Below are 13,913 nucleotides of genomic sequence, written 5' to 3'. Positions count from 1 at the left end.
CCATAGTGCTTTTAACGCAAAAGTGTCAATTTCCATTTTTTCGCCACATTTGCTCGCCAGATTGCCATTTTTTGCTGCAAAAACAGCCACAAACCAGCGCTTTAATACGTGTCAAGCAAACCTAAACTCGTATTGGAGAACTACCATGAAAAAACAACTTATATTTTCACTTTCCGCATTGGCACTCTCTCTGTCGACTAACGCCCTAGCCAAGCCCACTGAAAAAGACGTGAGTGATGCTAAAACCAATGAACTCATTGGTTTTGGCTCTGGCGCCACTGTGGGTGCCGCAGTAGGCGGACCAGTTGGCGCCATGGTGGGCGGTATTTTTGGCTTATTGATCGCCGATGATGTAAATGATACCAAGGCATTAAAAAACAGTCAGAATGCATTGGCCCAGCAAAAGGACGCAATGGCGCAGCAGCATCAGGAACTGGCTTCATTGCAATCGCGTTATGAGAAAGCGCTAGCGGATAACGCGATACAGCGGGTAAGCCTTGACCAGCAAGTAGAAAAAGTCATGCAAGAGATCGCCTCGCATGTGCTTTTTCGCACGGCTTCTTCAACCATAGAGTCTCACTTTAAACCACAACTCAGCTTGGTAGCGAATGGACTGAAAACCAACCCGGAACTGGTGGTCACATTGTCTGGCTACGCTGATAGCCGGGGTGATGATTCCTACAATCAGGGACTTTCTGAACAACGCGCCTTGAGTGTTAAACAATACCTTCTCTCTCAGGGCGTTGACCCGAAACAAGTTATCACCACTTCTTTCGGCGAATCCGATCCAGTTTCAGCGCAACAGAATCATGAAGATCACTTTTTTGACCGCAGGGTACTGGTGCATGTAGCGCAAGGTCAGAAAGCCATGACTGCATCAAATCACTGAGGATTGAAGGCATGACCAAGCGCACACGTGTTATTGTCGTGTTGTCGCTATTAGCATTGGCAGGGGCGTTCCGTTTCGGTTCGCCTTTACTGCTAAGCAGCGACGCTCAGGCATCTCACTCACATCTTAAAATCGACCTGTCATATGAGGCCTCCACGCATGCCCCACCCCCAAAACGTGTCAGTCATTACCATGATGTTGAGCAAGGCAGCTTTTTTGTTAAAGAGGCCGGTGACAGTGGTTATCTCTTGTCACCGCTGCTGCACACTCAGGTAGATTTTACTGTCACAGGCTTGATTTCTCGCGCAGTGGTTTCACAAGAGTTTACTAATCCCAGTAGTGAGTGGGTAAACGGTGTTTACGTGTTTCCCTTGCCGGAGAATGCGGCCGTCGATCACATGAAAATGGTTATCGGTGAACGGGTAATAGAAGGGATAATAAAACCGAAAGAAACAGCGAAATCCCTCTACGAAGAGGCTAGACTCTCAGGTAAAAAAGCCAGTCTGGTTTCACAATCTCGGCCTAACCTTTTTACTAACACTGTCGCGAACATTGGCCCTGGCGAGTCGGTTAAAGTCGTGATTGAATATCAACAAGCAGTACACTTCGAAGACAATACATTCAGCCTGACCTTTCCGACCACAATTACCACGCGATATCTGCCTTCACAGCACAACACGGAACAACAGGTTGAAGTCAATGAACATGGCTGGGCTATCCCGCAGCCTATCTATACCCAACCTACGCCTACTAACAACAAAGTTGCCATTAATGTTGCCCTTAATCCAGGATTTCCTGTGGCAAGCATTACCAGTCGCCATCACCCTATAACACAGACAGAAGTCAGACCTAACCAATATCAAATAGGGCTTGAACAGGCGATGATGGCCAACGCTGACTTTACGCTTTCCTGGCAGCCCCAAGACAATCAACACCCCATAGCTGCGCATTTTGTGCAAAAGACTGAACAAGGTCAATACGGCATGATAATGCTTATGCCCCCCACTGCTGAAAATAGGGTATCTGCTATCGCAAAAGAGATGATCTTTGTAGTAGACACATCGGGTTCGATGCACGGTGAGTCAATACTGCAGGCAAAACAAGCCCTAACTTTTGCCGTTAACAAGCTCTCCAGCAATGACACCTTTAACATTATTCAATTTAATGCACACGCACGCGCATTGTGGTCAGAATCCCAGCAAAATTCTGCGGCAAACAGACGGGAAGCTAACACATTTATTGCATCTCTTACCGCAGACGGAGGCTCAGAAATACGCTCGGCCCTCGAATTGGCCTTAGGCCGACAACATGAAAATAGTGAAAGGTTGCGGCAAGTCATTTTTATCACTGATGGTGCAATAGGCAATGAAGCTGAGCTTTTTAACTACATTCATAACAACATCAAGCAAACTCGCCTGTTTACCGTGGGCATTGGATCAGCGCCAAATAGCTATTTTATGACAGAAGCCGCCAATATGGGAAAAGGTACCTACACCTTTATAAATACCCAGTTAGACGTGGCAAATTCCATGCAAGCACTGTTCGAGAATCTGGCGTATCCCATCCTGCGTGATATTAATGTTGCGTTTTCTGACCCCGTTGAAAGTTATCCCAAGAACCTGCCCGACCTATATAAAGGTCAGCCATTAATGATTAGCTACAAAACATCAGAGCCAGTCACGTCTCTCAATGCAACAGGTTATTTAGCTGAAGACATGTGGCAGCAAAGTCTGCCCTTGCAAAAAGGGGCGATGCAATCAGGCCTGGACACACTGTGGGCTAGGCGAAAAATCGCGCAATTGTCACGCAATAAATACAAAGGGATGGAGGCGTCAGAAATTGACCAGCAAATCCTTGAGGTTGCCATGGCACATCATCTGGTGAGTTCTATGACAAGCTTAGTCGCTGTTGATGTGACGCCATCGGCTCTCGGCACAAGCACAGACAGGCGCATTCACAACCTTACACCCAAAGGGCAGCTACTAGGACATTTACCACAAACGGCTACACCTGCGTTGCTGCATCTACTCATCGCAATCAGTTTAATGGGATTGGCGTTATGTCGACTTTTCGCTATCAAAAACCCCTGATAATACGTCTGAGTGATATGTTATGGGGCCATAAAATCATCGTGTGTTGTTTGGCCATGAGCCTGTACTTTTTTGGCTCAAGTGGCTACATACACGCCAAAGCCGTGCTGGCACAATACCTGATAAAAGACGCTTGGCAACACACGCTGCAAAATGGTCAACAGACACCACCATGGGCATGGGCTGACACGTTTCCTGTTGCAACACTGGACATCAACGGAGAGCGCCTGTACGTGCTTTCAGGTGCAACAGGCAGAACTCTGGCGTTTGCACCAGGCCACCTGCAAAGCACCCCTCTTCCGGGGGAACAAGGCAATAGTGTGATCACCGGGCACAGAGACACACATTTCTCTGTATTGGCCAGCGTACAGGTCAATGATGTCATCGCCGCGCAGACCACAGAGGGTGTGTCTTATTATAATGTTGTGTCTACCCGCATCGTCGATGAAAGCAACGTTTCTGTCATTCAGAATACATCGCAGGGCACATTGACGCTGATCACCTGCTATCCCTTTAACGGTCTTATGCCTAATACTCATCTCAGGTGGGTTGTCAGCGCCAAGCGTATGCCCTAAACCATATAATTTGGTCAGTCGTCTCATTAGTTGGGCAAGTAACCTCTATTTACTTCAGAAATTCTTGTTTGGCGATATTCTGATTAGATCTTTTTGCTTGCACGAGCAGAATAACAAAACAATAAAATCTAACTAAAAGGATGTCCATGAAGCCAATATCAAGTTTGCTTTTTGCCCTATTCTCGGCTGGCGCTGCCGCACAGCCTCTTGTCTTTCACCCGGAGATCAGTCCAAACGGCGACACTATCGCGTTCAATTATCAAGGTGATATCTGGACCGTTGATGCCAAAGGCGGTAAGCCTAACAGGCTGACTATCCACGAAGGGTATGACTATCGCCCAGCCTGGACTCAGGATGGATCACAGATCGCGTTCAGCAGTGACCGGTTTGGTAATGCTGATGTGTTCCTTATCCCCAAAGACGGTGGACGGCCAGAACGCCTTACTTTTCATTCGTCGTTTGACGCTGTAACCAGCATTACTGCTAGTGGTGATGTATTGTTTAACAGCCGACGCACCTACGCTCAGGTTGAAAGAGAAAGTGAGATTTATGCCGTTAATACTGCGGGCAAGCAAACAGAAACCCGTTTTATGGATGCGCTAGGTTTTGATGCTGTCGTCTCTCCGGATGGAAAAAAAGTGGCATTTGTACGGGGTACAAACCGTATTGCTCGCGAAGCTTACCGTGGCCCGGCTAATCGCGACATTTGGATTTTTGACAAAGAAAGTGGCAAATACACACAGATTACCGACTTTGAAGGTAACGACTTCCTGCCTAAATGGGTAGACAACGACACCCTCTATTTCTTGTCATCTCGCTCTGGCAAGTACAATGTGCACAAGGCATCATTGAACCGCCGCCTCAAGGCAAAATTCTCGCAAATAACCGATGAAAAAGCATTTGGCGTAGACCACTTCAGCGTATCCAGAGAAGGGATACTTGTCTATCAGGCGGCAGATAAAGTATATCAGCTCACGTCAGAAGGTCAGCAAAAGCAGGCAATCAATATCGACATCAAAGCTGACTTCAGATTTGACCCAGAAGTGACCAAAACCGTTACAAACAAGCTTGAAGAGTACGCGGTTTCCCCTGACGGTAAACTCACCGCTTATGCACATCGCGGCGATATTTACGTGACGCGAAATGATAAAGAAGACAAGCGCAGTGTGCGCTTAACACAAGGTGCAGCAAGAGACAGAGACGTCGTTTGGTTAAATGACGATACCCTGTTATTTGTTTCTGATCGCCATGCTCAAAACGACCTTTTCATGGTGAAATCGGCTGACGAAAACGACGCTAACCTATTCACATCCATGAAGCACACGGTTACCCGCCTTACAGATTCCGCCGAAGAAGAGCGCAATCCTGTTGTGTCACCTGACGGTGAAAAAATCGCGTATCTACAAGGCAGAGGCAAACTACTGACGGCCAGCATTGACGGCGAAGGGGTATTGTCTGATCAGGTCACTTTGCTGGACGGATGGGACACGCCAGGGTCTGTATCATGGTCACCCGATAGCAAATGGCTTGCTTACTCACTGTCTGATTTAGACTTTAATGATGAGGTATTCATTCACGCTGCAGATAACTCTTCTGCCCCAGTGAATGTGAGTATGCATCCAAAAGGCGATTACAACCCGGTCTGGAGCCCAGACGGTAGCAAGCTTGGATTCAGTTCAGCACGCAACAACAGTGATGCCGACATCTGGTTCGTTTGGCTAACGGAAGAAGACTGGCAGCGCTCTCAGGAAGAGTGGCGCCGTGACGAGCTATTGGGCAAAGACGACAAGAAAAAAGACAAAAAGAAAGACAAGAAAAAGGACAAAGACGACGCTGACGCTGAATCAAACGAAGCAGAAGATCAGGCTGAAGGCGACACTGAAGCCAAAGAAGAAGAGATGGCAATCACCATTGACTTCGACGGTATTCATGAGCGTCTGACCCAAGTTACCCGCTTTGCTACTAATGAAACACAGATGGTGTTTAGTCAGGACGGCGAGCACATTTACTATGTTGTAGGAGGCGCTGGCAGACAAAACTTCGACGCTGATCAAAACCTTTACAAAATTAAATGGGATGGTGAGGACAAAAAGACCGTAATGGGCAAAGACGCCAATGTATACGGTTTGAGTCTGGAAAAATCCGGCAAGCACGTGTATGTCCTGAGTCGTGGTGGGAAACTAAACCAGATTTCTACCAAAAATGACAAAAGCACCGCGCTGTCTGTGACCTCAAAAGTTAAAATCAACTACACCGAGGAGCTAGAGCAGATATTTGACGATGCATGGCGTGCGATTAATGCGGGTTTTTACGACCCTAACTTCCACGGCCAAGATTGGACTGCCCTACGTGACAAATACAAGCCTCTGGCACTAAAAGCATCCACTAATGAAGACTTCCAACGCGTTTTCAATAATATGCTAGGGCAGATTAATGCCAGTCATATGGGCATGCGTGGTGTAGAAAACCAAAAGCAGACACAAAAACAAACCACGGGTTTGTTGGGTATTGAAGGCAAGTCTGTCGCCAATGGCTTTGAGGTAGTGTCTATACTACCAGGAAGTCCTGCTGACAGAGTCGATAGCAAACTCATGGTGGGCGATGTCATCACGTCGGTAAACCAACAGGGTGTTGCCGATATCAACTTCTATGAAACCCTTACTGGTACAGCGAAAACGCCTGTATTACTCGGTATAGAACGTGGCGGCGAAAGCCAGGAAATGGTTATCTGGCCAGTCACATCACTGCGCAACGAACTCTACGATGCCTGGGTCGATGAGCGCAGAAGACTGACCGAGCAATATTCAAAAGGTCGCTTAGGTTATCTTCACATTCGGGGTATGAACTGGAGCAGCTTCGAGCGCTTTGAACGTGAATTAATGGCCGCAGGCTATGGTAAAGACGGTATTGTGATTGACGTCAGATATAATGGTGGTGGTTGGACTACCGACTATTTGATGGCGGTACTCAATGTTAAACAGCACGCATACACTATCCCGCGTGGTGCAATCGACGACATTAACGGCGACCACAGTAAATTCGAAAACCACTATCCGTTCTCTGAGCGTTTGCCGCTGTCTTCATGGACTAAGCCGTCAATCGCAATGAGTAATGAAAACAGTTATTCGAATGCTGAAATATTCTCTCACGCCTACAAAACCCTTGGCTTGGGCAAGCTGGTAGGGCGTCCTACCTTTGGCGCAGTTATCAGTACCGGCGGCTACCGTCTGGTGGATGGCTCCTTTGTACGCATGCCGTTCCGTGGTTGGTGGGTTAAAGGCTCTGGCGATAACATGGAACGCGTGCCAGCGATGCCTGACATCGAGGTATTCAATCCACCCGCCTATCGCGCAAATGGCGTTGACCCTCAATTAGAGAGAGCGGTAAAAGAATTATTGAAAGACCTATAATTTAACCACCGCAAGATATGTACCCGCAGCCCTTTGGGCTGCGGGTATTTTTTTACCTCAAATAACGTTTACCGTTACAAATGAGACAATGCTCATTTTTGGTCACTGCCAGCCGCTGCTGTTGAAATGAAAGCCCGTCATACATAAGCAAAGTATTGAAAACGGCGGTATGCCCCAAAATGATCTGCAATGCCATCGTCGCCTGTAAGCTCCCCATAATACCCAGCACAGGACTCAGCACACCATGGCTTTCACAACTCCCAGCAGATTCTGGTTTATCAGAGAACAGGCATCGATAGCAAGGGGAAGTGGGATCGGCAAAATTGAAGCTCACAAGCTGTCCGTGCATACCTGCTGCAGAAGCAGAAATCAGCACTTTTTGTTGTTGCACGCAGACTTGGTTGATGAAGTAACGCGTTTGTATGTTATCCGTGCAATCAAGCACAATATCGACTTGATTAACTAGGGACGCAATATCGACGTTCAATACGTCTGCCACACGCGTATCTAGATGAACATTAGGGTTTTGCTGTCTAAGGCGCTCTGCCGCCACATCCACCTTGTATTTGCCAATGTCTGACTCATTGAATAGAAATTGGCGCTGCAAATTACTTAGCTCTATTTTATCGTGGTCAATGAGGATCAAGCTCCCCACTCCTGAGGCCACCAGATACTGACTTACGGGGCAGCCTAACCCTCCTACGCCTACCACCATTAGTTTTGCCTGTGTGATGGCAAGCTGTCCCGCCTCACCGACTTGTGGCATCAATATGTGGCGGTAGTAACGAACAAAACTCTTATCATCCATTGGCGGTTTACCTTTAACTGTCATAGGAGCAGGTTGCCTGCAGATGGTATGACAACCTGTTAACCGTTAACAAGCCTTAACCCGTAAACGATCTCAAATGTGCTAATTGGGGTATATAAGCCCACAAGTAAACAGAGAAAATAGGCCGTAATAAAAGTGGATAGTGTAACCCAATTTGCGCTCGGTGCTGCCGTTGGCGAAGCCGTGTTGGGTAAGAAGATTGGCCACAAAGCCATGTTGTGGGGAGGGCTATGTGGCACCATTCCTGATCTGGATGTTTTTATCCCCATGGGCAATGCAGTAGCCGACTTCACCTATCACCGCTCGTTCAGTCATTCTTTGTTTGTATTGTTATTGCTCACTCCCCTCGTTGCCTGGCTGGCGATGAAAATCCACCAACAGCCTCAGAAAATGCGACAGCGCTGGTGGCTAATGATTTACCTTGTTTTTGCAACGCATGTTTTGCTCGATAGCTTTACAGCCTACGGTACCCAAATATTTTGGCCGTTTGTGACAACGCCAATGACATGGTCAACGCTCTTTATCATTGACCCGTTTTACACGGTTCCCCTGTTGGTTGGATTAATAGGGGTACTGGCCATGAAAAGAAACAAGCGCCGCTCGCATCGATGGAATCTAGCAGGGCTAGTACTTAGCAGTATTTATTTGATGTGGTCAATCGGCGTAAAAATTCATGTTGATCACAAGATACAGCAAGGATTGCTTGCGCAGGGAGTGGAATATCAACGACTGTTCACTACACCAGCGCCGTTTAACACACTATTATGGCGGGGCGTAGCCATGACAGAGGATGGCTATCACGAGGTATACTATTCCGTGTTTGATGATGCGCCACCTTCAACGAACCCCTATTATCCCAGCCAGAATAACTTACTTACGTCCCTACGTTCACAGTGGTCAGTGCAGCGTTTACAGTGGTTTACTAAGGGCTTTTATGGCGTCAAATTAAAAGATAACAAGATAATCATCAGCGATCTTAGAATGGGGCTTGAACCGGCGTATGTCTTTCAATTTGCTGTGGCAAAACAGAACGCTAATCAGGTGATGGCGATTGATGCAATGCAAATGCAGCCAGAACGGGATTTAAATGTGCTAACCAAAGTGTGGGAAAGAATTTGGTCAGACGATGTTGTGATATCACCAGCTGCGTAGCTGTCGTGCTTTGCTTCCGAATTGCCCTCACACCACCAACCTAGAGCAAGGGGGAATGCATGGTGCCCTTTTATTAAGAACCACAGCGCGCATTAATGCAGCAACAAGTTTTCCTGTTTTAAATCAACAATGAAGTGCAAAACCAGTCAGAATAGATGATTCTTTTTCTCAGTCATGCTACACCTAGATCACAAGCTATGTTCCGGAAAGGTAAAAGATGGAGTTTAAAAATCTACTTTGCGTATTAACCGCTACCCACAGGTGTGATGATGTGCTTTCCCATGCGGTACATCTGGCTGAACGCTATCAGGCTAAACTTAATGTTTTACTGGCGCTGGATTCACTGCCGCCGAATGCCAATATGATTATGGAGTCGGCAAACTATGTTGATTCAAAGATATCCATCGAGGAGCAAGCAAGAACCTGGCTAAATGCAAAAGTGGCCGAGTGGAATGAACGTTATCCAATCGATGGGCAAGTGACTATTGGCAACCCACTAGCTCATATCGAAGAAGCCACCCAAGGTGGCGTTGATTTGGTGATAAAACAAGCGTCAGACGACCTGCTTGATCGTCTATTTGGCACGGACGATATGCACCTTGTGCAAACCTGCGCCAGTCCTGTTTTACTCACCCATCACAAGCTTCCACACCAGTACAAACACATCTTGGTCGCGGTAGATGCCAATTACCACTACCCTCCCGAGGAAGCCGAGTCCAGAAAACGGATTAACCATCAATTAGTTGCTCATGGGCTGCAAATAGCGCAACGAGAAAATGCACAGTGCCATATTGTCAGCGTGTTTGACGTTTACCCACCTGCTCTGCTTGGAGACGGTTTTATCGTTATCCCCCAAGACGCCCTTGAAGATGAAGCGCAAGTAATAGCCGCGGAGCAAAGAGAAATACTGGATGAATTGGTCGCAAACTACGCGCCCACTCTTACCCCAAAGGTGCATGTTGTGCAGGGAAATCCACGCAGTGAACTGGCCGCGTTGGCCAATAACGTTAATGCCGATTTAGTAGTCATGGGCACCGTGGCTAGGACGGGGATATCTGGCTTGCTCATTGGCAATACCGCCGATGCAATTATTTCGCAGCTCAACTGTGCGGTACTGACATTCAAGACAGAGTTGGGATAGGCATTAACGGGGAGAGAATTTCAGCAACGCGTCTAAATAATTGCATTCGGGTGGTGCCACTGCGCCACACAATGCCAATTTCACGGAACCCTCTCGCCTCAGCAGGAAAGGCATTTAACTGCGTTTGTTTGAGAATACCTTGGTTTATGGCGAGCTCAGGCACGAATGTGTAACCCAACTTACTGTCGGCCAGCTGGACCAGTGTATATAGTGAACTGGCGGTCAGAGAACTCACTAAATCAGTGTGCTGTAAATTACAGGCACTAACAGCATGTTCGGTCATACAGTGTTCTTGTTGCAGCAAAAAAATACTGTGTTTAGGCAGAGATTTAAGATCTACCGGCGTAGCAATGCTGTTGCTGAGTTTTTCATGAGCCACCAAGTGAAACGGATCGTGCCCAATCACCATTTGCTTGCAACCAGGCGTAGCCATAGGTAAGGCTAATACCAATAGATCCAATTTACCGTCAGCCATTTGTTCGAGCAAATTAGCGGTGGTGTCTTCTTGAAGTTCAAGGGTTATGCCGGGCAGGAAACTGGCAAACGCGCCAATCATTTGCTGAAACAAAAACGGCGCAATGGTAGGAATAGTACCTAACTTCAGCTGACCTTTGTCCCAACTGCCGGCATTTTGGGCAAACTCAACCAGTTCACCTGCATTTTGCAAGAGCACTTTACTTCTGGCCACCACATCTAAGCCAAGTGACGTGAATACAAACGTTTTGTGTTCACGCTCTAATAATTGTGAACCGAAGTGCTCTTCAAGGTTTTGAATGGCTGTGCTCAACGTAGACTGACTGATGTTACAACGCTGTGCTGCTCGATGAAAATGCTGCTCCTGATGCAGCGTCACCAAATAGTGCAAATGCTTTAAGTTAGGCCACTTCATTGTATTCAGACACCAAACGCCAATCTGAGTATATAAAATATAATTAAAGACAGTACTGCACCAGCGGGAAGCGTGATCACCCAAGACACAATAATCTTTTTAACGATTGAGAAGTTCAGTGCAGCTATACCTCTTGCCAAGCCTACACCAAGTACAGCGCCAACGAGCGTCTGCGTAGTTGAAATGGGTAACCCAGTACCAGACGCAAGTACAACGGTTGTGGCTGCCGCCAATTCTGCGGCAAAGCCCCGGCTAGGTGTGAGGTGAGTAATGCCTTGACCTATAGTCTTAATTACCCTGTGTCCAAACAGAGCCAATCCAGCCACTATACCAAAACCGCCTAAAGGGAGAACCCAAGGAGCTAACGGTGCACTGGCATTGATCTGACCGCCTGCCTGTACAACATTCACTACCGCAGCCAATGGACCAATGGCATTAGCCACATCGTTTGAACCATGTGCAAAGGCCATACAACAGGCCGTCACAACCATGAGTACAGCAAACACCTTTTCAACATTTTTGGTTTGTTCTTCCGCATCATGTTCTGAGGAAAAATGCTGTCTGTCGATAAAGTATTTACCCACCAGAGCAACCGCGATGCCAATACCCACTGCCACCGCGTAGCCTGTGCTCGTTGATAACTCAAGCCCTACATGTTTTAAGCCTTTTTTAATCGTCACCAAAGACATAACAAAGCCAGCCAAGGCCATGTATATGGGTACGTACCGACGCGCTTTTTCAAAGGGATTTTCCGTGGTAAAGATAAGCTTGTGGGCAGACATAAAAATAATATAAGCAATGAGCCCGGATATTGCCGGTGTTACAACCCAGCTTCCGACGATTCCACCCACTTTGACCCAGGCGACAGCATCAACACTTATGCCCACTGCAGTAAAGCCGATAATCGCACCAATAATGGAATGCGTGGTAGACACTGGCCAGCCTTTGTAAGACGCAATCGCTAACCACGTTCCCGCCGCAAAGAGCGCCGAAATCATGCCCAATACCAGTAACTCGGGTACAGGAACAAAAAATTCTGCGTCTATGATGCCTTTGCGAATGGTTTTCGTCACTTCCCCGCCGGCTAGATAGGCACCGGCAAATTCAAAGACCATTGCGATTATTATCGCTTGTTTAATTGTAAGTGCTTTGGAACCGACAGAGGTTCCCATGGCGTTGGCAACGTCATTTGCACCTATACCCCAGGCCATAAAAAAGCCCACGACAGCGGCCATAATGATGAGCAGCATGCCGTAGGTTTCAAGCAATTCCATGATGATGTGTTCCTACTTATCTGTCAGTTAAAACCTGACTTAATGGACATAATTTGCCGATGATAGCGCATAACCAAACGGATCCAAACAAGAAACTTTGTCGCTTCCAATCAGCGCAAATCCTCAAGTTTTTGATGGATTGTTTCCAGCGGTGAATGCCGCACGTCTTTCCCTCGTGCTAGGTAAACGACGTATTCACACACATTTTTGCAGCGATCGCCAATACGTTCCAGCGAGCGCATTGCCCACAACAGCTCCAGCCAGTCCTGCATATTTTCAGAATTTCGCTGCATTTCATCAGCAATGTGACTTAACAAACGCTTGTATTCACTGTCGATTCGATTGTCTCTTTCATAGACCTCAAGTGCGGCGTAGTCATCTTGCCGAGCAAATGCGTCAAATGTCCCTCTCATCATATCGACGACGCGATCACCAATAAGCATCATGCTACTGATAATGGTTTCTGATGCCGGTAACTTATCTTTGGTGACCAACTTGGCAATCCGCTCTATTTCATCGCCCATGCGTTCAATATCGGTAGTAGCTTTTGCCACTGTCATCACAAGCCTTAGGTCTGTAGCCGTGGGGTGCCTCGTAGCAATAATCCGCATGCATTCTTCGTCAATCTGCACTTCCATTGAGTTAATCTTGATGTCGTTGAGAATAACTTGTTCTGCAAGGCCAGGATGGTTTAAGCGGATGGCCTGCAGGGTATCGACCATTTGCTTTTCCACCTCCCCCCCCATGGTTAAAACAGAATTTCGCAAATTCTCCAGTTCAGTATTGAACTTGGCGGAGATGTGGGTATTGAACGACACATTTTGCATAGTCATGCCTGCTATCTGATAGGGTTTTCTTAACCGTAGCGACCGGTAATGTAGTCTTCGGTTTGCTTTTTCTGAGGTAGCGTAAACAGTGAATCACTGTCACTGTATTCGACGACCTCTCCTTGATGTAGAAACGCAGTATAGTCTGAAACGCGAGCCGCCTGTTGCATATTGTGGGTGACTATCACGATAGTACAGCGTTTTTTTAGCGCACCCATTAACTCTTCAATAATCAACGTGGTTAACGGGTCAAGTGCAGATGTCGGCTCATCCAGCAGTAATATGCTGGGCTTCAATGCCAACGCCCTGGCTATGACAAGACGTTGTTGCTGTCCGCCGGACAAAATAGACGCAGGTTCAAACAAACGTTCTTTAACTTCATCCCACAATGCAGCATCTTTGAGTGCCTGCTCTACGGCATCGTCCATTTCACGCCTTACCACTCTCCCTTGTAACTTTAGTCCGTAGGAAACATTGTCGTAAATATTCATGGGAAAGGGGTTGGGCTTTTGAAATACCATGCCTACACTGGCTCGCAATTTAGAGACATTTTCTCGCTTGCTGTAGACATTGCGTCCATGTACCAAAATTTTGCCACTGACTTTGCAATCACCGGCCAAATCATTCATGCGATTAAAACAACTTAGCAGCGTAGACTTACCACACCCACTTTGGCCAATGAACGCCGTGATCTGATTTTTTGGTATGCGAAGATTGATATTGTGCAGCACCTGTTTTTTACCAAATTTTAAATTTAGTCCCGATACCTTGATAGCAGTTTGCTCATCGGTAAGCTGACTGACATCTGTTTTTTCGTAGTCAAAAAGTTTTAGCATA

General features: G+C 47.0%; 11 protein-coding genes. 6 read left to right on the top strand and 5 right to left on the bottom strand.

Features of this window, described 5'->3' with window-relative positions; genetic code table 11:
- Positions 1 to 145 precede the first annotated feature (145 nt).
- The 4 genes from pdsO (at position 146) to DRW07_RS01655 (ending at position 6,964) form a co-directional block, all read left to right on the top strand.
- A complete protein-coding gene (gene pdsO / locus DRW07_RS01670; RefSeq protein ID WP_124026147.1) occupies positions 146 to 889 on the top strand; it encodes a sortase-associated OmpA-like protein PdsO in 744 nt (247 codons plus the stop codon).
- An 11-nt stretch (positions 890 to 900) separates the two neighbouring features.
- Positions 901 to 2,979: a marine proteobacterial sortase target protein gene (locus DRW07_RS01665; RefSeq protein WP_124026146.1), complete on the top strand. Its 2,079-nt coding sequence runs from the start codon at positions 901 to 903 to the stop codon at positions 2,977 to 2,979.
- Entirely contained in the window at positions 2,949 to 3,554 is a 606-nt protein-coding gene (locus tag DRW07_RS01660; RefSeq protein ID WP_240630476.1) for a class GN sortase, read from the top strand. Before DRW07_RS01665 ends, DRW07_RS01660 begins: the two co-directional genes overlap by 31 nt.
- 146 nt (positions 3,555 to 3,700) lie before the next feature.
- Positions 3,701 to 6,964, top strand: a complete 3,264-nt coding sequence (locus DRW07_RS01655) for a S41 family peptidase (RefSeq protein ID WP_124026145.1) — start codon at positions 3,701 to 3,703, stop codon at positions 6,962 to 6,964.
- Positions 6,965 to 7,016: 52 nt separating this feature from the next.
- Here DRW07_RS01655 and DRW07_RS01650 read toward each other — a convergent pair whose 3' ends face one another.
- The gene (locus DRW07_RS01650) at positions 7,017 to 7,796 is read right to left on the bottom strand and encodes a HesA/MoeB/ThiF family protein (RefSeq protein WP_124026144.1); all 780 of its coding nucleotides are present in this window, start codon (positions 7,794 to 7,796) and stop codon (positions 7,017 to 7,019) included.
- Positions 7,797 to 7,928: 132 nt separating this feature from the next.
- Between DRW07_RS01650 and DRW07_RS01645 the strand changes: the two genes are divergently transcribed.
- Together DRW07_RS01645 and DRW07_RS01640 are read left to right on the top strand one after the other, a co-directional pair.
- The gene (locus DRW07_RS01645) at positions 7,929 to 8,945 is read left to right on the top strand and encodes a metal-dependent hydrolase (protein WP_165870360.1); all 1,017 of its coding nucleotides are present in this window, start codon (positions 7,929 to 7,931) and stop codon (positions 8,943 to 8,945) included.
- 217 nt (positions 8,946 to 9,162) lie between these two features.
- Positions 9,163 to 10,086 (top strand): universal stress protein, encoded by a 924-nt coding sequence (locus tag DRW07_RS01640; RefSeq protein WP_124026142.1) that lies wholly within the window; start codon positions 9,163 to 9,165, stop codon positions 10,084 to 10,086.
- Here the strand turns inward: DRW07_RS01640 and DRW07_RS01635 are convergent.
- The 4 genes from DRW07_RS01635 to pstB form a co-directional block, all read right to left on the bottom strand.
- Entirely contained in the window at positions 10,067 to 10,975 is a 909-nt protein-coding gene (locus DRW07_RS01635; RefSeq protein WP_124026141.1) for a hydrogen peroxide-inducible genes activator, read from the bottom strand. The genes DRW07_RS01640 and DRW07_RS01635 overlap by 20 nt on opposite strands.
- A 5-nt stretch (positions 10,976 to 10,980) precedes the next feature.
- Positions 10,981 to 12,249, bottom strand: coding sequence for an inorganic phosphate transporter (locus tag DRW07_RS01630; RefSeq protein WP_124026140.1), 1,269 nt, complete (start codon positions 12,247 to 12,249; stop codon positions 10,981 to 10,983).
- Positions 12,250 to 12,359: 110 nt separating this feature from the next.
- Positions 12,360 to 13,076, bottom strand: a complete 717-nt coding sequence (gene phoU / locus DRW07_RS01625) for a phosphate signaling complex protein PhoU (RefSeq protein ID WP_124026139.1) — start codon at positions 13,074 to 13,076, stop codon at positions 12,360 to 12,362.
- A gap of 29 nt (positions 13,077 to 13,105) precedes the next feature.
- Positions 13,106 to 13,912 carry a phosphate ABC transporter ATP-binding protein PstB gene (gene pstB / locus DRW07_RS01620; protein ID WP_124026138.1) on the bottom strand — a complete coding sequence of 269 codons (807 nt, stop codon included), beginning with the start codon at positions 13,910 to 13,912 and terminating at the stop codon, positions 13,106 to 13,108.
- Between the last annotated feature and the right edge of the window lies 1 nt (position 13,913).

Origin of the sequence: Paralteromonas sediminis (assembly GCF_003820355.1) — a bacterium.
In the GTDB taxonomy this organism is placed as follows: Bacteria; Pseudomonadota; Gammaproteobacteria; order Enterobacterales; family Alteromonadaceae; genus Alteromonas_F; species Alteromonas_F sediminis.
Note: the sequence above shows the minus strand (reverse complement) of the source record. Positions and strands in the feature narration are given on the sequence as shown.

Coding starts and splice junctions, on each gene's coding strand:
- phoU (WP_124026139.1), bottom strand. CDS start 13,076: ATGCAAAATGTGTCGTTCAATACCCACATCTCCGCCAAGTTCAATACT.
- pdsO (WP_124026147.1), top strand. CDS start 146: ATGAAAAAACAACTTATATTTTCACTTTCCGCATTGGCACTCTCTCTG.
- DRW07_RS01660 (WP_240630476.1), top strand. CDS start 2,949: ATGTCGACTTTTCGCTATCAAAAACCCCTGATAATACGTCTGAGTGAT.
- DRW07_RS01640 (WP_124026142.1), top strand. CDS start 9,163: ATGGAGTTTAAAAATCTACTTTGCGTATTAACCGCTACCCACAGGTGT.
- DRW07_RS01665 (WP_124026146.1), top strand. CDS start 901: ATGACCAAGCGCACACGTGTTATTGTCGTGTTGTCGCTATTAGCATTG.
- DRW07_RS01650 (WP_124026144.1), bottom strand. CDS start 7,796: ATGACAGTTAAAGGTAAACCGCCAATGGATGATAAGAGTTTTGTTCGT.
- DRW07_RS01655 (WP_124026145.1), top strand. CDS start 3,701: ATGAAGCCAATATCAAGTTTGCTTTTTGCCCTATTCTCGGCTGGCGCT.
- pstB (WP_124026138.1), bottom strand. CDS start 13,912: ATGCTAAAACTTTTTGACTACGAAAAAACAGATGTCAGTCAGCTTACC.
- DRW07_RS01630 (WP_124026140.1), bottom strand. CDS start 12,249: ATGGAATTGCTTGAAACCTACGGCATGCTGCTCATCATTATGGCCGCT.
- DRW07_RS01635 (WP_124026141.1), bottom strand. CDS start 10,975: ATGAAGTGGCCTAACTTAAAGCATTTGCACTATTTGGTGACGCTGCAT.